The organism is Parabacteroides sp. AF17-28, from assembly GCF_003479205.1.
In the GTDB taxonomy this organism is placed as follows: Bacteria; Bacteroidota; Bacteroidia; order Bacteroidales; family Tannerellaceae; genus Parabacteroides; species Parabacteroides acidifaciens.
Map to the genome: position 1 here is coordinate 84194 of NZ_QUGV01000008.1, position 17902 is coordinate 102095.

Annotated in this window: 15 protein-coding genes; 11 read left to right on the forward strand and 4 right to left on the reverse strand. The window is 43.4% G+C overall.

Annotated elements, in window-relative coordinates:
- Positions 1-11: 11 nt before the first annotated feature.
- From DWW90_RS07630 to DWW90_RS07670, 9 genes are all read left to right on the forward strand, one after another.
- Entirely contained in the window at positions 12-3122 is a 3111-nt protein-coding gene (locus DWW90_RS07630) for an efflux RND transporter permease subunit (protein ID WP_122344548.1), read from the forward strand.
- Between the two features lie 165 nt (positions 3123-3287).
- Positions 3288-3581: a PG0541 family transporter-associated protein gene (locus tag DWW90_RS07635; RefSeq protein WP_115498178.1), complete on the forward strand. Its 294-nt coding sequence runs from the start codon at positions 3288-3290 to the stop codon at positions 3579-3581.
- 9 nt (positions 3582-3590) lie between these two features.
- The gene (locus tag DWW90_RS07640) at positions 3591-4295 is read left to right on the forward strand and encodes a response regulator transcription factor (protein ID WP_122344549.1); all 705 of its coding nucleotides are present in this window, start codon (positions 3591-3593) and stop codon (positions 4293-4295) included.
- Complete coding sequence (locus DWW90_RS07645) at positions 4285-5046, forward strand: DUF1295 domain-containing protein (protein WP_199662183.1); 762 nt, start codon at positions 4285-4287, stop codon at positions 5044-5046. The genes DWW90_RS07640 and DWW90_RS07645 overlap by 11 nt, the downstream gene beginning before the upstream one ends.
- A 19-nt stretch (positions 5047-5065) precedes the next feature.
- Entirely contained in the window at positions 5066-6292 is a 1227-nt protein-coding gene (locus DWW90_RS07650) for an NADH:flavin oxidoreductase (protein ID WP_115498175.1), read from the forward strand.
- Positions 6292-7143, forward strand: a complete 852-nt coding sequence (locus DWW90_RS07655; protein WP_122344551.1) for an SDR family oxidoreductase — start codon at positions 6292-6294, stop codon at positions 7141-7143. The genes DWW90_RS07650 and DWW90_RS07655 overlap by 1 nt, the downstream gene beginning before the upstream one ends.
- Before the next feature lie 215 nt (positions 7144-7358).
- Positions 7359-7946: a 50S ribosomal protein L25/general stress protein Ctc gene (locus DWW90_RS07660; RefSeq protein ID WP_115498173.1), complete on the forward strand. Its 588-nt coding sequence runs from the start codon at positions 7359-7361 to the stop codon at positions 7944-7946.
- 102 nt (positions 7947-8048) lie between these two features.
- Entirely contained in the window at positions 8049-8612 is a 564-nt protein-coding gene (gene pth / locus DWW90_RS07665) for an aminoacyl-tRNA hydrolase (protein ID WP_122344552.1), read from the forward strand.
- Between the two features lie 13 nt (positions 8613-8625).
- Entirely contained in the window at positions 8626-9060 is a 435-nt protein-coding gene (locus DWW90_RS07670) for an RNA-binding S4 domain-containing protein (RefSeq protein WP_115498171.1), read from the forward strand.
- Between the two features lies 1 nt (position 9061).
- On the opposite strand, the gene DWW90_RS07675 is transcribed toward DWW90_RS07670, so the two are convergent.
- From DWW90_RS07675 to DWW90_RS07690, 4 genes are all read right to left on the reverse strand, one after another.
- A complete protein-coding gene (locus DWW90_RS07675; protein WP_122344553.1) occupies positions 9062-9673 on the reverse strand; it encodes a hypothetical protein in 612 nt (203 codons plus the stop codon).
- A gap of 4 nt (positions 9674-9677) precedes the next feature.
- The gene (locus DWW90_RS07680; protein WP_122344554.1) at positions 9678-10661 is read right to left on the reverse strand and encodes a TlpA disulfide reductase family protein; all 984 of its coding nucleotides are present in this window, start codon (positions 10659-10661) and stop codon (positions 9678-9680) included.
- A gap of 16 nt (positions 10662-10677) precedes the next feature.
- The gene (locus DWW90_RS07685; protein WP_122344555.1) at positions 10678-11451 is read right to left on the reverse strand and encodes an EFR1 family ferrodoxin; all 774 of its coding nucleotides are present in this window, start codon (positions 11449-11451) and stop codon (positions 10678-10680) included.
- Between the two features lie 580 nt (positions 11452-12031).
- Entirely contained in the window at positions 12032-12289 is a 258-nt protein-coding gene (locus tag DWW90_RS07690) for a hypothetical protein (RefSeq protein ID WP_122344556.1), read from the reverse strand.
- Between the two features lie 129 nt (positions 12290-12418).
- On the opposite strand from DWW90_RS07690, the gene cas9 reads away from it, so the two are divergent.
- The gene (gene cas9 / locus DWW90_RS07695; protein WP_122344557.1) at positions 12419-16972 is read left to right on the forward strand and encodes a type II CRISPR RNA-guided endonuclease Cas9; all 4554 of its coding nucleotides are present in this window, start codon (positions 12419-12421) and stop codon (positions 16970-16972) included.
- On the forward strand, positions 16969-17901 hold the full coding sequence (cas1, locus tag DWW90_RS07700) for a type II CRISPR-associated endonuclease Cas1 (RefSeq protein ID WP_122344558.1): 933 nt from the start codon (positions 16969-16971) through the stop codon (positions 17899-17901). Before cas9 ends, cas1 begins: the two co-directional genes overlap by 4 nt.
- Position 17902 lies beyond the last annotated feature (1 nt).

Sequence of the window (17902 nt, forward strand, 5' to 3'; positions counted from 1 at the left end):
AGAAAAATACTATGAGCTTATATGCAACAGCGGTAAAAAAGCCAGTTACGACCGCCCTTGTCTTTGTGGCAATCGTTATCTTCGGTCTTTTTTCATTAACCCGATTATCTGTGGACTTGCTGCCGGAGATCGAGACAAACACCATCATGGTCATGACCTCATACGCCGGTGCCAGTGCTGCGGATATCGAGATGAACGTCTCCAAACCGTTGGAGAATGTGCTGAACAGTGTCAGCGACCTGAAACACATCACGTCACAGTCACGTGAAAACATATCGATCATCACACTCGAGTTCGACTATGGTACGGATATCGACGTGGCGACAAATGATGTGCGCGATAAACTGGACGTGGCCGAACCGATGCTGCCGGATGATGTGGACAATCCCATTATCTTCAAATTCGGTACGAACGACATTCCCATTATTATCCTGTCGGTTACGGCGGAAGAAAGCACAAATGCCCTGTACAAGATACTGGATGATAAGGTTTCAAACCCGTTGGCCCGTATCAGCGGCGTAGGCGCTGTGTCTATTTCCGGTACGCCGACACGCGAGATACAAGTCTATTGCGATCCTTACAAGCTGGAAGCCTACGGCATTTCGATCGAAGGCATCTCCTCCATCATCGCACAGGAAAACCGGAATACGCCGGGTGGAAGCGTGGATATAGGTTCCAATGCTTATGCACTCCGCGTGCAAGGTGAGTTTACGGACGCCCACCAGATGGACAACCTGGTCATCGGGCACAAGGACAATAAAACGATTTACCTCCGCGACGTTGCGCGTATCGAGGACAGTATCGAAGAACGTGCACAGGAAACTTTCAACAACGGAAAGAAGGGCGGTATGATCGTGATCCAGAAGCAATCGGGAGCCAACTCGGTGAACATTGCCAAAAAGGTACACCAGCGGTTACCGGAAATCCAGGAAAGCCTTCCGTCGGATGTTAAGTTAGGAGTTATCATGGATACTTCGACTAACATTCTGAATACAATCGACAGTTTGAAAGAGACGATCTTCATCACCTTCATCATCGTTATGTTAGTGGTATTCATCTTCCTCGGACGTTGGAGGGCGACGTTTATCATCATCCTGACCATTCCGATCTCGTTGATTGCCTCGTTCGCCTATTTGCTGGCATCGGGCAACACACTGAATATTATCTCGCTGAGCTCCCTTTCCATTGCGATCGGTATGGTTGTGGACGATGCGATCGTGGTATTGGAAAACATTACGACCCATATCGAGAGGGGTAGCGCACCGAAACAGGCGGCCGTCCATGCGACCAATGAGGTGGCAATCTCTGTTGTCGCTTCCACCCTGACGATGTTGGCGGTGTTCCTACCGTTGACAATGGTGACGGGTATGGCGGGTATCTTGTTCAAGCAATTGGGTTGGATCGTCAGTATCATCATGATTGTATCTACGGTCGGAGCCTTGACGCTGACACCGATGTTGAGTTCGCAACTGCTCAGGCTGAATCCGAACAAAGGGCGTCTGTATGTCCTGTTCTTCACTCCGATCGAAAAGGCGCTGGATGCACTCGATCATGGTTATTCCCGCTTCCTTTATTGGGCGGTACGTCACAGAAAAACCGTGATAGCAGGGGCAACTTTGATCTTTGCCGGCAGTATGATGCTGGTTCCGACGATCAAGACGGAGTTCTTCCCGACTCAGGATAATGCCCAGATCAGCGTCCATCTTGAACTGCCGGTCGGCACGCGCCAGGATATCACCCGTAAGTTAGCTTTGGAGATAGACGAACTGTTCCGCCAGAAATATCCGGAAATAAAGACCAGTAACTTCACCGAAGGACAGGCCGATTCCGACAACACCTGGGCGCAGTTAAGCAATAACGGAACACATATCGTCGACTTCTATATCAATATGTTGAGCGTCGGCGATCGTGAACGCGGTATGGTCGAGATATGCGAGGAGATGCGTAAAGATCTGGCCAAATATCCGGAGATCAAGACATTCAAAGTGATCGAAGGCGGACAGGAAGAAGGTATGGGCGGACAGAATGCCGTCAGTATCGAGATCTACGGTTTCGACTTCGGCCGTACCGATGCAGTGGCAGCTGAACTGGCCGAACGGATGCGTAAAGTAAAAGGCTGCTCGCAGGTCAATATCAGCCGTGAGGACTATATTCCCGAATATCAGGTAGACTTCGATCGTGAGAAGTTGGCGATAAACGGCCTGAACATTACGACAGCCGCGCTGGCGCTTCGTAACCGCATCAACGGTTCTACCGCATCTAAATATCGTGAAGACGGCGACGAGTATGACATCAAAGTCCGCTATGCGCCCGAATTCCGCCAGTCGGTCGAAGACATCGAGAACATCATGGTCTACAATGCTTCCGGCCAGGGAATCCGCATCCGCGACTTGGGAAAAGTCGTCGAACGCATGACTCCGCCGACTATCGAACGTAAAGACCGCGAGCGTATCATCACCGTTTCGGCCGTAGTCGGAAAAGGTGCGGCGATGAGTGATATCGTAACTGCCGCCCGCGCCCAGCTGAAGCAAATGGATATTCCTTCGGATGTAAGCTGGCAGTTAGGCGGTACGTATGAAGACCAGATGGATACGTTCTTCGACCTGACCATCCTGATGATTCTGATCATTATCCTGGTATTTATCGTAATGGCCGCCCAGTTCGAATCGTTGACAGACCCGTTTGTGATCATGTTCTCCATACCGTTTGCCTTTACGGGTATCATCCTGGGACTGTCAATAACACAGACTCCATTGGGTGTTATGGCACTGATCGGTCTGATTATGTTGATGGGTATCGTAGTAAAGAATGGTATTGTGTTGATCGACTACACGATCCTTTGCCGTGAACGCGGCATGGGAATCCTGACGGCAGTCGTGGCAGCCGGTAAATCCCGTCTCCGCCCGGTATTGATGACTACGCTGACAACCGTATTAGGTATGATCCCGATGGCCATCGGGACAGGCGAAGGTTCGGAAATGTGGCGCTCGATGGGTATGACGGTGGCATGGGGACTTTCGGTATCCACTTTGATCACGTTGGTGATCGTACCGGTCGTGTACAGTGTATTTGCCGGAAACGGAGTTCGCCGCAGACGGCGGAAGCTGGCAAAAAGCAGATAAATAAAGCTCTATTCTTTTAGATAAGGTATTATCTTACAACATAGATAATACCCTATCTAAGAGGATGAATAATATGTCATCTACAGAGATAAGCAGTATGCTATCTAAGCATATAGATGAATATACATTTAAAAAAAAGAGTAAATTATAATAGAAATAACATATATGAAAGCTATATTTGTATCATTTAATCAAGCATATTACGAAATGATCCTTAGTGTGATGGACCGAAATAATATCCGGGGCTTCACATACTGGGACGAAGTGCAGGGACGTGGCAGTAAAACAGGTGAACCTCATTACGGAAGCCATGCCTGGCCGACATTAAACTCGGCAATCCTGGCAATGGTGGACGATGAAAAGGTCGACAATTTCCTGGAAATACTTCGCCAGATGGATCAAAAGACAGAAGCCCAAGGGTTACGGGCTTTCGTCTGGAACATCGAAAAAACAATATAAAAGGAGATAATGGACGATCACTCAAACATTCTTATTTTTAGTAAAGACAATGACCAGGGAGCTATTATTCAAGACAATTTGAAAGCCGCCGGATACGACTCACAGGTATTTGACCAGGAAACAACCGCGTACGAGAGTTTCCTCTCCGGTCATTTCAATTTTTGTATTTTAGATAATAATCTGGCCGTAAAAGAAACGCGAACATTTGTCGCTATGATGAAGAGTTCGGAGAAAATAATCCCTGTTATTTTCTTATGTGATCACCCAACCAGAGAAGATATCAGTTTATTATTTTCTTTCCATGCCGATGACGTGATACGTAAGCCGCTGGACTTTGAAATCCTGCTGGCACGTATGAAAGCGATACAAAAGCGCTATCATCCGGAAGAGAGAAAAGAGACAAAAATCTACATCTTCGGCAAGTTCAGATTCAACATACAAAAGCAGCTCTTGTCTATCGAAGACAAAACGACCAAGTTGACAACCAAAGAAGCAGACTTGCTCACATTCTTGTGCCAGCATGCCAACCAGACGATAGACAGGATGCAGGCCCTACAAGTCATTTGGAAAAGCGACAACTATTTCAATGCCCGCAGTATGGATGTCTATATCACCAAGTTGCGCAAACTGTTGCAAGACGATCCGACAATCCGGATCGTGAACATTCACGGAAAAGGATACAAATTATCAACATACTATGATGATGACGACTGAACATTTCACCTTATTTCTAATTGTAATGGCAGCCATTGCCGCCATTGTTTTCATCACGCTCTACTTTGTAGAAGCCGGCTACGGAATGCTGTTCGACAAGAAATGGGGCTTTCCGATACCGAACCGGATTGCCTGGATTTGTATGGAAGCACCTGTTTTCATCGTGATGTTCCTATTATGGAGCGGCTCGGAAAGGCAGTTTGAAACGGTGCCGTTGCTGATATTCCTGTTCTTCGAACTGCATTATTTCCAGCGGGCTTTTATCTTCCCTCTACTGATAAAAGGCAATAGCAAGATGCCGGCGGGAATTATGCTGATGGGGATTACTTTCAACATATTGAACGGATATATGCAAGGAGAATGGATTTTCCACCTGGCCCCGCAAGATATGTACACCGAAAGCTGGTTATACAGTCCGCAATTCATCATCGGGACAATCCTTTTCTTCACCGGCATGGGGATCAATATTCATTCGGACCATATCGTCCGCCATCTGCGCAAACCGGGCGACACAAAGCATTACCTGCCCAAAGGAGGAATGTTCAACTATGTAACTTCGGCTAATTATTTCGGCGAAATAGTGGAATGGTGCGGTTTTGCCATCCTGACCTGGAGCGCAAGCGGAGCCGTGTTCGCCTGGTGGACCTTTGCCAATCTGGTGCCTCGCGCCAACACCATCTATCATAAATATAAAGCTATGTTTGGAAACGAACTGGGAAACCGGAAACGGGTGATCCCTTTTATATATTGAAAGATAAACACATACAGTTATGGAAAAAGAATCTGTTCTATTCACACCTGCGAAGATCGGGCCGTTGACCTTGCGGAACCGGACAATACGGGCGGCAGCATTCGAAAGCATGTGTCCGGGAAATGCGCCTTCCGATATGTTATACGACTACCACACATCAGTGGCAGCCGGCGGAATCGGAATGACGACATTAGCTTATGCGGCCGTCACCCAAAGCGGACTTTCCTTTGAAAGGCAATTGTGGATGCGGCCGGAGATCATTCCGGGATTAAGACGTATCACCGATGCGATCCATAAAGAAGGTGCAGCCGCTTCCGTACAACTCGGACATTGCGGGAACATGTCCCATAAAAATATCTGCGGATGTACGCCTATATCAGCATCCAGCGGTTTCAATATCTACTCCCCTACGCTTGTCCGGGGCATGAAACCCTCCGAAATCGTAGCGATCTCCAAAGCATTCGGGCAGGCCGTACATCTGGCACGCGAAGCCGGCATGGATGCAGTCGAGATACATGCCGGACACGGCTACCTGATCAGCCAGTTTCTCTCTCCTTACACCAATCACCGGAAAGACGAATATGGCGGCAGCCTGCAAAACCGGATGCGTTTCATGAAAATGTGCATGGACGAAGTGATGAAAGCAGCCGGTTCGGATATGGCCGTACTGGTCAAGGTGAATATGCGCGACGGATTCAAAGGCGGAATGGAACTCGACGAAACGATCGAAGTAGCCCGCACCCTGCAGGACGAATGCGGAGCGCAGGCGTTGGTGCTGAGCGGCGGTTTCGTCAGCCGTGCCCCGATGTATGTGATGCGCGGTGCGATGCCGATCCATACGATGACGCATTATATGCCTTTCGGTTGGCTGCCGATCGGCGTTAAAATGGCCGGACGCCTCATGATCCCGTCCGAGCCGTTCAAAGAGGCTTACTTCCTCGAAGACGCGCTGAAGTTCAGGGCTGCATTGAAAATGCCGCTTGTGTATGTAGGCGGACTGATCTCACGCGAGAAGATAGACGAAGTCCTGGGCGACGGTTTCGAGTTTGTCAGTATGGCACGCGCCTTGCTGAACGACCCTTCATTCGTCAATAAGATGAAGGAAGACGAGCATGCCCGTTGCGACTGCGGACATAGCAACTATTGCATCGCCCGCATGTATTCCATCGAAATGGCTTGCCACAAACATATTCAGAACTTACCCAAAAGTATCATCAAAGAAATAGAAAAACTGGAATATAAGTAATGGAAAAAGGATTAGCCATCATAACCGGTGCCGACGGAGGCATGGGACAAGTCATCACGACAGCGCTCGCAAAAGAGGGCTATCCGGTGATCATGGCCTGCCTCAACCCGCAGAAAGCAACCCTTGTTTGCGAACGGATCAAAAACGAGACCGGAAACACGCAGATAGAAGTACGTCCTGCCAACCTCGCATCCCTGTCGGCCGTTAACACCTTCACCGCCCAATTGTTGAAAGAAGGCCGCCCTGTCAGCCGTTTGATAAACAATGCCGGAATCCTGACCACTCCGGTACGCAGAACCGAGGATGGGCTGGAAACAATCGTAAGCGTCAACTACGTGGCGCCTTACATGCTCACCCGGCAAATATTACCGCTGATGCAACCCGGTTGCCGTATCGTCAACACGGTATCTTGTACGTATGCCATCGGTAAGATCGGTCCCGACTTCTTTGAGAAAGGAAAGAGCGGACGTTTCTCCCGCATCCCGGTCTACGGAAATACCAAGTTGGCTTTATTGCTGTTCACACAAGAACTTGCCGGACGGATCCGGGAAAAAGGAATTACGGTAAACGCTTCGGATCCGGGAATCGTCAGCACCAATATGATCACGATGAAAGCCTGGTTCGACCCGCTGACTGACATCTTCTTCCGCCCGTTTATCAAAACGCCGGCACAAGGAGCCGCTACAGCCATCCATCTCGCCCTATCGGATGAACCGAAAGAGAAAAGCGGTCGTTGTTATGCCAATTGCAAAGAGACAAAAGTTCCGGAACGCATCCTGCACCATGTTCAGCAAAAACAACTTTGGGACGACACGGAAATTTTACTCCGACAAAAGGGATTCCATTTTTGAACCGGCATGCCTTTTTAGTTCCATAGGCATGAAACTTCCGTTCCATGCCTATGGAATTTTAGTTTCATGCCCATGGAACTAAAATTTCATGCAGACAAGATTTTGCAGATATAAATATAAATCGTACCTTTGCACCGCTTTTAACCCCCGTACGTGTGATGGGAAATTAGAAAGCATAAACATCTAATTTTGAGTAACACAAAAATTAAAAAAGAATGAAGACATTTCAATTAGAAGGAAAGTCAAGAGAAGTAGCAGCTACTTCTGCAGACCAGAAGAGAGCTTTGAAAGCTATGCGTAAGAACAACGAAATCCCTGCTGTACTGTACGGCGGTGAAAAAGTAACTCACTTCATCATCACAAAAGACAGTGTTCGTAACCTGGTTTACACTCCTGAAATCTTTGTCGTAGAATTGACTATCGACGGCAAAAAGACGATGGCTATCGTAAAAGACATCCAGTTCCAGCCTGTAACAGATGCTATCATGCACATGGACTTCATGGAAGTATCTGATAAGAAACCGGTTGTAATGGAAGTTCCGGTTGTTCTGGAAGGTCACGCTGAAGGTGTTAAAGCCGGTGGTAAGTTGAGCCTGCAGATGAGAAAGCTGAAAGTAAAAGCGATCTACACTGCTATCCCCGAAAAATTATTTATCAATGTTGACCACCTGGGCTTAGGAAAGACTATGCAGGTTGGTTCATTGCACTTCGAAGGTCTTGAACTGATAAACGCTAAGAACGCAGTTGTCTGCGCCGTTCAGTTGACTCGTGCCGCTCGTGGTGCTCAGGCAAAAGCACAATAATCAGTATTGTATCAAATAATCGAAGGGGAGGATATTCTAACGGAGTATTCTTCCCTTTGCTATATATAAGATACCTGATGTACATCCCAAAATAAACAGACAATGAAATATCTGATAACAGGACTTGGTAATATCGGCTCCGAATACTTAGGAACCCGCCACAATGTCGGATTCCGTGTGGTAAACGCACTGGCGGAAGATGCCGGCGTTCCTTTTACAGAAGAACGTTATGGCGCAATCGCCCGGATGCGTGTCAAGAACTGTGAGCTGATTCTACTGAAACCGAACACATTCATGAACCTGAGCGGCAATGCCGTCCGCTACTGGTTGCAGAAAGAAAATATCCCGGTAGAAAACCTGCTGGTTGTGGTAGACGACCTCGCACTTCCGTTCGGGACGCTCCGCCTCAAACCCAAAGGCAGTGATGCCGGGCATAACGGCTTGAAGAACATCCAGCAATTGTTAGGCACACAAGAATACAGCCGCCTCCGCTTCGGTATCGGCAGCGACTTCCCGCGTGGCGGACAGATCAACTATGTGCTGGGCAAATTTCCGCCGGAAGAACTCCAGCTTATGCCGGAGAAAATGAAACGGGCCGTAGAAATCATCAAGAGTTTCTGCCTGGCCGGAATACAGAATACGATGAACCTATACAACAATAAATAGTTGAGAATTTATTATGAACGAAGTCCGTATAGACAAATGGATGTGGGCTACCCGCATATTCAAAACACGTACGATAGCCGCCGAGGCCTGCAAGAAAGGCCGGATCATGATAAACGGCGTCACAATAAAACCTTCCCGCATGATCAAAGTCGGGGAAGTGATACAGGTACGCAAACCGCCTATCACCTACTCATTCAAAGTGCTCGACTTAACGGAACACCGCATGGGAGCCAAACTGGTGCCGGGCTTTTTAGAAAACGTAACGACACCCGACCAGTATGAAATTCTGGAAATGAACCGCATCTCCGGTTTTGTCGACCGCGCACGCGGCTTAGGCCGTCCGACCAAAAAGGACCGCCGCGAACTGGAACAGTTCACTGATCCGGGAATGGCCGGTGACGGTTTCGACTTCGACTTTGATTTCGGAGATCCGGACGAGGATGAATAAATTACAACAATGGTTTCAATTCCTTCTCAAATATATCCTTGCTGACAATACGGTAATGAGGCGAGTAGGTTTCTTCAAAGACTTTGCTGTGATGTCCGACATACTCTCCCCTGTCCAACCGTTCTTCAATCTCTTTCCGGTCGGCTTCGTAACCAGGTAAAGCCAGTTCTATGGAACGGATAATCGCCTCGATCTGAAGCCACTCCTTTTTCCATTCGGCAACCGTTACAGGCTGAATTCCGTTTACACTACGGACAAAGGCATCGAAAAAGGTATTATAGGGAATCTGTCCGGTTTTGATAACCGAGAGGTTCACCCGTAGGAAGTTACCTTCCCAGCCGGTCGGCTCGGCAATATCGCCGGAACATTCCGTGTAGGAAGCAAGTTCACGGCGCAGATAATTACCGGCAGCCGCCGTATCGCCGATGATATGCCCGGGGCCGAACTTATCCTGAAAGAAATTCTTATACAGGTCTTTCAATGTCGATTTCGGATAAGTCTGCATCTGACGGGATACGGCGGCACGCACCGCCGTATCAAAATCCGGCTTCTCCGCCGCCGAAAGAGAGAAGCAGAGAAGCAGGAATAAAGTCATAACGCTATACGTACGCATCGTTCTACTTGATTACTTCCTTCAGTTTCTGATGCAAATCCTCACCGGTTATATTCTTGGCGATAATCACACCGTCCGGGTCCAACAATACATTGGCCGGAATGCCACGCACACCGTAGAGCGCCGGTATTTCGGAATCCCAGTATTTCAGGTCGGAAAGATGTGTCCAAGTCAGGTTATCATCGGCAATCGCTTTCAGCCATTTGCTTTTATCCTTATCTAAGGAAATCCCGATAATGGTGAAGTTCTTATCCTTATATTCGTTGAATGCCTTGACGACATTCGGATTCTCGCGACGGCAGGGCGGACACCAGGATGCCCAGAAATCCAACAAGACATATTTGCCCCGGAAATCGGAAAGCGATACCGAAACGCCTGCCGTATCAGGTAAAGAAAACTCCGGCGCAGTCTTACCAATCTGCACGTTTTCAAGCTGCTTGATGATGCCGTCCAAATCTTTCACATACGGGCAATCGCCCAATGCCAGCGAAATCCGGGCGCGGGTTGCCTTTAAGTCGTCCAGCGGCAGTTGATAGGTAAAATAGCGATAGAGGTAGAAGGCGGCGGCAGGCGAATCCGGATATTTGGCAATCAGGCTATCAATGTCGTAGCCGTCCTCAAAAACCTTGTCGGCATTCTCCTGAAAGACGGTGTTTACCGGTGAGTTCTGAACCGTAATCGTCTCTCCGTCATCACCGATCTTTACATCCATAGTCGTATTCTCGACAAAGAGCTGAACCGGATAATCCATATTCTCGGTTGCCAGACCAAACAATAAAGGCTGGTCTACTTCTCCTTTAAACGTGAACTTCCCGTCTTTCACCTCAGCTGTGTCGACATCAAAAAACATTTTATTCCGGAATGACTTGAGGTAGATTTTACCTTCCGGCATACCGGCTACCTCACCGTTTATCACATAACCTTTCGGCGTTTCCTGGCAACTTGCCAACGTCAGGGCCACCAGGGCTGTTACTGCTAATCGTTTCATTTTATCTGTTTATTTATTATTTAACTTGAGGATGATGATATCTTCCTTTTTTCAGCGTCTCCTTGCCATACTCGATTGCTCGGACGGGACAACGGTGGATGCAGGCGACACACTGCACACAGGTATTCGACCAGACCGGCTTCCCTTCCTGCAAGGTAATCGTTCCGGTAGGACAAATGCGTTCGCACAATCCGCAGGAAATACAGGCATCTGTCGCCCGGAATGAGTTTCTCCCGATTGCCAAATGGGCAAAAAGAGGATAGACAAGCCGGCTTTTCAGGAAAGGCATGCTTCCTTGCGTATATAAACTGGAATCTTGCCCACTACAGATCGCTTCAATGATTTCCCCGACCCGTGCAGGCGCTTCCTGCAACTTCTGTTCTTCCACCTCTTTACTGTCCACATCGAAACCGAGCAGCAGGATATAGTTGTTCGGCATAATCACGGAATAGGCGGCAGTAAGCGGTAAACGCCGTTTGCGCAAGGCTTTCTCCAAAAGCTGATCTGCATATCCGCATTCATCTCCACAAGTAGAAACGGAATAGACGGGCTGTCCGGCATATCCTTCCAACACCAACCGGGAGATAAAACGGGCCATCGGCACCGCTGGTCCCCAGGAATGCACAGGATAGACAAACAGTATCTTTTCATCCCGGCGGAGCGGATAAACCAAGTCTTTGTCCTCCTTACGCAATTCATCTGCAATCAGAATCAACGGTTCTCCTAATGCCTCTCCCAAAGCTTTTGCCACCCAAAGCGAATTACCAGTTCCTGTAAAGTAAAATATCATATTCCTATTTTGTTTCAAATGCAAAAGTAGGTATAATTCAAGAATATATCTTACCCTTTCCTTATTAAGAAACCTAAATAACAGTGTTATGACTACAATGGAATTAAATTTAAGCTCACCCGCTAATCATTGGGGATAAATAAATTCATTATTTGACAAAAGAGAGCCTGCCGCAGGGAGGCTTATTGTATAAAACGCATTTTTCAAGTCTAAAAGACATCCAAAACAAAACAAATGTTAATCCACTTTTTTGACCTCAAAAAGGGACTTTTTCCTCTTTTTTGAGCGTTTTCAACAATTACGACCGTCCTCTTTGCCATTACGACCGTGCTAATGTGTAGTGCACTCGGCACCTCGCGAAGATTAGCACGGTCGTAATGGAGATTTGGACGGTCGTAATTGAAAAGAGGACCGTTATAAAGGCAAAAAGGCCCCTGAATTTCCTTGGGATATTTGGAACGCCGTCCGTTTTATTTTCAAATATTCGATTCTCCGGGAGTTAAGCTTTATCACTTTGCTGCCGTATCCAGTTCTCGGCTATCAAATTGCACGTTTTTTGGAATGGGATCGGCACCTCATTTTATCTATTGTCATCCGACCAGGTTAAAACCATGAAAAAAGTCAATCCAAAATCGATCAGAATTTCGGACGAAATAGAAAAACGGCTAAAAAGGGGGTTATTGTAATCTTCAGGTTTGCGGAAGATTCGAAACTTGCCAGGTTTAAACTGATCTGTATCACCTACCTCATCCTTGTGTTTATCCCCAATGATTATCGGGTGAGTCTCCATTTCTCCATAAAAAAAGAGGGCGAGTTGCCCCGCCCTAAATGTTTTCACAACGGAATAATCCTTATTGTGATTTGCTTCAATTTATCTTTGTAGAGGCAAAGATATTCATATTTTCGTCAAAAACAAGTGCTTATTTGTTTTTATTGTTTATTTTTGAAAAAACATACAAATAAAACCATGGAAAAGATCATATTAGGACTGGATTTAGGAACAAATAGTGTCGGCTGGTCATTGATAGAACAAGATTTCAACAGTAAACAAGGAAAGATATTGGGAATTGGGAGTCGAATTATCCCTATGAGCCAAGATATATTAGGGAATTTTGATGCTGGAAATTCCATTTCTCAAACAGCAGAACGTACTAATTTCAGAGGAACGAGAAGATTATATGAACGCTGTAATTTAAGGCGCGAGCGTCTACATAGAGTACTTAATATTTTAGGCTTTCTACCTAAGCATTACGCAGAAAGCATTGACTTTGTCAACAATCTTGGTAAATTCATTCCTGAAACAGAAACAAAACTACCTTGGGTTAGAAACAAAGATGGAAAATTCAAATTTTTATTCCAAAGTTCTTTCGATGAAATGCTTAATGATTTCAAAGCAAACGGACAAGAAATAAAAATTCCCTATGATTGGACAATCTACTATCTCCGCAAAAAAGCTTTAACTCATAAAATTCTAAAAGAAGAACTTGCATGGATCATTCTAAATTTCAATACAAAACGAGGCTATTACCAGTTGCGTGGAGAAGAGGAAGAAGAAATGCCGAACAAATCTGTAGAATTTCACTCTTTAAAAATTATTGATGTTGTTGCAGATGAAAAACCAAACAGCAAAGGCGAAACTTGGTATTCACTACATTTAGAAAACGGTTGGATTTATCGTCGTTCAAGCAAAAACCCTTTATACGATTGGAAAGACAAAGTACGAGATTTTATTGTTACAACCGATTTAAATGATGACGGTACGACAAAAACCGATAAAGACGGTAATGAAAAACGCTCATTTAGAGCACCAAATGAGAATGATTGGACATTGCTCAAAAAGAAAACCGAAGCAGATATTGAGCATTCACAAAAAACAGTCGGAGCATTCATTTACGAAGCTCTTTTACAAAATCCAACACAAAAAATTCGTGGTAAATTAGTACGTACTATCGAACGTAAGTTTTATAAAGAGGAGCTTCTGGCTATTCTTAAAAAGCAAATTGAATTACAGCCAGAACTGTTTACCGAAGAAAAATATTACGATTGTGTGAGGGAATTGTACCGAAACAACACCGAACAGCAGTCCTTTTTAAGCAATCTGGATTTCATACATCTGTTTGTGAATGACATCATTTTCTATCAACGTCCGCTACGAAGTCAAAAGTCGTCAATAGGAAACTGCTCACTGGAATTTAGAATATATAAGGACAAAAATAACAATACTATTAAGGAATATCTAAAAGGCATTCCCAAATCAAATCCTTATTATCAGGAATTTCGATTATGGCAATGGTTGTATAATTTGAAAATTTATAATAAAGATAACGAAACAGAGGTTACAACAACGTTTATAACCAACATCGAAGATTTGGAAAATTTATTTGACTTCTTGAACAATCGTAAAGACATCGAACAAAATATACTTATTAAATATTTATTGAAACAAAAAGATATAAAGGGGAAAAACGAAACAGATAAATACCGTTGGAACTATGTAGAAGACAAGAAATATCCGTGCAACGAAACCCATACCATGTTATCAACACGCTTGGCAAAAGTAGAAAATGTGCCTGATAATTTTTTGGAAATAATTGACACAAAAGAATTTATTGACAGAAAGACAGAAGAACATGGAAGCGCAAATTTAGGAACGCGCGAATATCAACTTTGGCATATAATCTATTCTGTCACTGATAAAAAAGAATATGAACAAGCTTTGAGAAATTTTGCGATAAAGTACAATTTAGAAACTGAATCCTTCGTAGAAAATTTTAAAAAGTTTCCACCATTCAAAAGCGAATACGGTTCATACTCAGAAAAAGCAATCAAAAAACTATTGCCATTGATGCGGATTGGAAAATACTGGAAATATGCAGCCATAGATGAAAACACAAAAGTTCGGATTTCCAAAATCATAACAGGTGAATATGATGAGAAAATAAAAGAAAGAGTCCGAGAAAAAGCAATAAAACTAACAGAAGAGTATCATTTTCAAGGCCTACATCTTTGGCTCTCCCAATACATTGTTTATGACAGACATTCTGAAGCTGAAATTGCAGGAAAATGGAAAAATGTTACCGATTTGGAAGAATATCTGAATGAATTTAAGCAACATTCATTACGTAACCCTATTGTGGAACAGGTTATTACTGAGACTTTGCGAGTAGTACGTGATATATGGAAACAGTATGGCCACAGTCACGAAAATTTCTTCGACGAAATTCATATTGAGCTTGGACGTGAAATGAAAAACACATCCGAAGAACGTAAGAAAATAGCTAATACGGTAATAGAAAACGAAAACACCAATCTCCGTATTAAGGCATTGCTCGCAGAATTACAAAATGACAGCAATGTTGAGAATGTTCGCCCATATTCACCAATACAACAGGAAATCTTAAAAATTTACGAAGAATATGCCATTTCAAATATTACAGACAGCGATAGCGATAAAGATTTTATTATCAAAATCAGCAAAACTGCACAACCGTCCAGTGCAGATTTACAACGTTATAAATTATGGCTCGAACAGCGTTATCGCTCGCCTTACACAGGACAAATAATTCCGCTTGGAAAACTATTTACATCTGCCTACGAGATTGAACATATAATTCCACAAAGTCGTTATTTTGATAACAGTCTTAGTAATAAAGTGATTTGCGAAGCAGCTGTTAATAAAAAGAAAGACAGAGAACTTGGCTTAGAATTTATCAAAAATCACCACGGAGAAATTATTGAAACAGGGCTTGGACAATCTGTGAAAATATTAGAAGAGGCAGAATATATGGAATTTGTAAACCGGCATTATTCTAAAAACCGTTCCAAAAAGACGAAACTACTATTGGAAGAAATCCCAGATAAAATGATTGAACGGCAAATGAACGACACCCGTTACATCAGCAAGTTTATTTCAGCTCTTCTATCCAACATCGTTCGTGCAGACAGCAATGATGACGGCATTAATTCCAAAAATGTACTGCCTGTAAATGGGAAAATAACAACGATCTTAAAGCAGGATTGGGGATTGAATGATATTTGGAACGATTTAATTTTACCGCGTTTCGAAAGAATGAATCAACTGACCGAAACAAGTAAATTCACCGCTTGGAATGAGCAATACCAAAAATTTCTGCCAACTGTGCCATTAGAATTATCAAAAGGATTTCAAAAAAAGCGAATTGACCATCGTCATCACGCAATGGATGCCTTAGTAATTGCCTGTGTCACACGCGACCATATAAATCTGCTGAATAATCAATCTGCAAAATCCGAGAATTCGCGTCATGATTTACAGCGCAAATTACGTTACACAGAAAAATGGATTGACAAGGATGGCAAAGAAAGATACAAATTCTCAGAATTCAAGAAACCTTGGGATAAATTCACTGTTGAGGCCAAAAATGAATTGTCTAAAATTATCGTTAGTTTCAAGCAGAACTTAAGGATAATCAATAAAGCCACAAATAAATACAGTAAATACAAAAACGGAAAAAAAATAAAGGTCAAACAAGAAGGTTTAAATTGGGCTATTCGCAAACCGCTGCACAAAGAAACGGTTTATGCACAAGTTTCTTTACGGAAAATTAAAACAGTACGATTTAGCGAAGCAATTAAGAATTGGAGAAGTATTGTAGATAAAAGATTAAAAGAAGAAATAAAGCATCTAATCAGTTTATATGAAGACAATTATAATACTGATATAATTAATAAATACTTCAAAGACAGAAAATATAAATTTCAAGATGTTGATGTCTCAAAAGTTGAAGTTTATTACTTCGATAATGGCTACTCAGCTGTAAGGGAATCACTTAACACTTCTTTCAATGAAAAGAAAATCAAAGAATCAGTTACAGACACAGCCATACAGAAAATTTTACTCAATTACTTATCGACAAAAGGAAATAATCCCGATTTAGCCTTTTCGCCTGAAGGAATTGAAGAAATGAATAAAAATATTATACAATTCAATAATGGCAAGTTTCACCAACCAATTATAAAAGTACGAGTTTATGAAACTATTGGCAAAAAATTTGCAGTTGGCAAAAAAGGTAATAAAAAAGATAAGTATGTTGAAGCAGCCAAAGGGACAAACTTGTTTTTTGCAATTTATACAGACGAAAGCGGCAATCGTTCATATGAAACTGTGCCATTGAATATTGTTATAGAACGAATGAAACAAGGTTTAAATGCAGTCCCCAATATAAATGAGAAAGGGTACAAATTATTATTCCATCTATCACCTAATGACTTGGTATATGTACCAACAGAAGAGGATATTAAAAGTGGTATTAATTTAAATGATATAAATATAAAGCCTAAAAGAATTTATAAGATGGTTTCTTCAACAGGGAATCAATGCATGTTCGTTCGCCAAGATATCTCCACGCCCATTATTAATAAAATGGAATTTTCACCGTTAAACAAAATGGAACGTGCCATCACAGGTGAAATGATAAAAGATGTGTGCATAAAGCTAATAGTAGATAGATTAGGAAATATTAAAGAAATAAAGAGCTCATGATAAAAAGCACATTATACTTCGGAAATCCAGCATATCTATCATTGAGAAACAATCAATTGATAATAAAACTTCCGGAAGTAGAGAAAAATGAAACTTTACCGGATAGTTTCAAGAGAGACACGGTCAGAAGTAAGCCTATAGAAGATATCGGAGTTGTTGTTTTAGACCATAAGCAGATTACAATAACTTCCGGGGTATTGGAGGCTCTTCTTGAAAACAACTGTGCCGTTATTACATGCGACTGCAAAAGTATGCCGGTTGGACTTATGCTGCCATTATGTGGAAATACGACCCAAAATGAACGTTTTCGAGATCAATTGGATGCATCTTTACCGTTAAAAAAACAACTTTGGCAACAAACGATTAAGATGAAGATTGAGAATCAAGCAACAGTCTTATCTAAAAGTCGAAATTGTGAAATTAAAAACATGCGTGTATGGGCTAATGACGTCCGAAGTGGCGACCCGGATAATTTAGAAGCACGTGCCGCAGCCTATTACTGGAAAAATCTTTTTCCTAAGATTGAGGGTTTTACCAGAGATAGAGAAGGTATTCCTCCCAATAATTTATTAAATTATGGATATGCCATTTTGCGTGCAGTGGTTGCCAGAGGACTTGTTTCAAGCGGTTTACTTCCAACATTAGGCATCCATCATCATAATCGCTACAATGCCTATTGTCTGGCAGATGATATAATGGAGCCTTATCGTCCGTATGTTGATGAATTAATAGTCAGCATTATAAACAGTAATTGTGACATTGCAGATCTATCAAAAGAAATAAAAGCAAAGTTATTAACGATCCCGACTTTGGAAGTTTCTGTAAACGGGAAACGTAGTCCTCTCATGGTTGCTGTAAGTCAAACGACAGCTTCATTATACAAATGTTTTAGTGGTGAACTTCGCCACATAGCATATCCGCAAATGTAAT

Excerpts from the sequence above, each read along its gene's own strand:
- DWW90_RS07630 (WP_122344548.1), top strand. The coding sequence starts at position 12 with ATGAGCTTATATGCAACAGCGGTAAAAAAGCCAGTTACGACCGCCCTT.
- DWW90_RS07635 (WP_115498178.1), top strand. The coding sequence starts at position 3,288 with ATGAAAGCTATATTTGTATCATTTAATCAAGCATATTACGAAATGATC.
- DWW90_RS07640 (WP_122344549.1), top strand. The coding sequence starts at position 3,591 with ATGGACGATCACTCAAACATTCTTATTTTTAGTAAAGACAATGACCAG.
- DWW90_RS07645 (WP_199662183.1), top strand. The coding sequence starts at position 4,285 with ATGACGACTGAACATTTCACCTTATTTCTAATTGTAATGGCAGCCATT.
- DWW90_RS07650 (WP_115498175.1), top strand. The coding sequence starts at position 5,066 with ATGGAAAAAGAATCTGTTCTATTCACACCTGCGAAGATCGGGCCGTTG.
- DWW90_RS07655 (WP_122344551.1), top strand. The coding sequence starts at position 6,292 with ATGGAAAAAGGATTAGCCATCATAACCGGTGCCGACGGAGGCATGGGA.
- DWW90_RS07660 (WP_115498173.1), top strand. The coding sequence starts at position 7,359 with ATGAAGACATTTCAATTAGAAGGAAAGTCAAGAGAAGTAGCAGCTACT.
- pth (WP_122344552.1), top strand. The coding sequence starts at position 8,049 with ATGAAATATCTGATAACAGGACTTGGTAATATCGGCTCCGAATACTTA.
- DWW90_RS07670 (WP_115498171.1), top strand. The coding sequence starts at position 8,626 with ATGAACGAAGTCCGTATAGACAAATGGATGTGGGCTACCCGCATATTC.
- DWW90_RS07675 (WP_122344553.1), bottom strand. The coding sequence starts at position 9,673 with ATGCGTACGTATAGCGTTATGACTTTATTCCTGCTTCTCTGCTTCTCT.
- DWW90_RS07680 (WP_122344554.1), bottom strand. The coding sequence starts at position 10,661 with ATGAAACGATTAGCAGTAACAGCCCTGGTGGCCCTGACGTTGGCAAGT.
- DWW90_RS07685 (WP_122344555.1), bottom strand. The coding sequence starts at position 11,451 with ATGATATTTTACTTTACAGGAACTGGTAATTCGCTTTGGGTGGCAAAA.
- cas9 (WP_122344557.1), top strand. The coding sequence starts at position 12,419 with ATGGAAAAGATCATATTAGGACTGGATTTAGGAACAAATAGTGTCGGC.
- cas1 (WP_122344558.1), top strand. The coding sequence starts at position 16,969 with ATGATAAAAAGCACATTATACTTCGGAAATCCAGCATATCTATCATTG.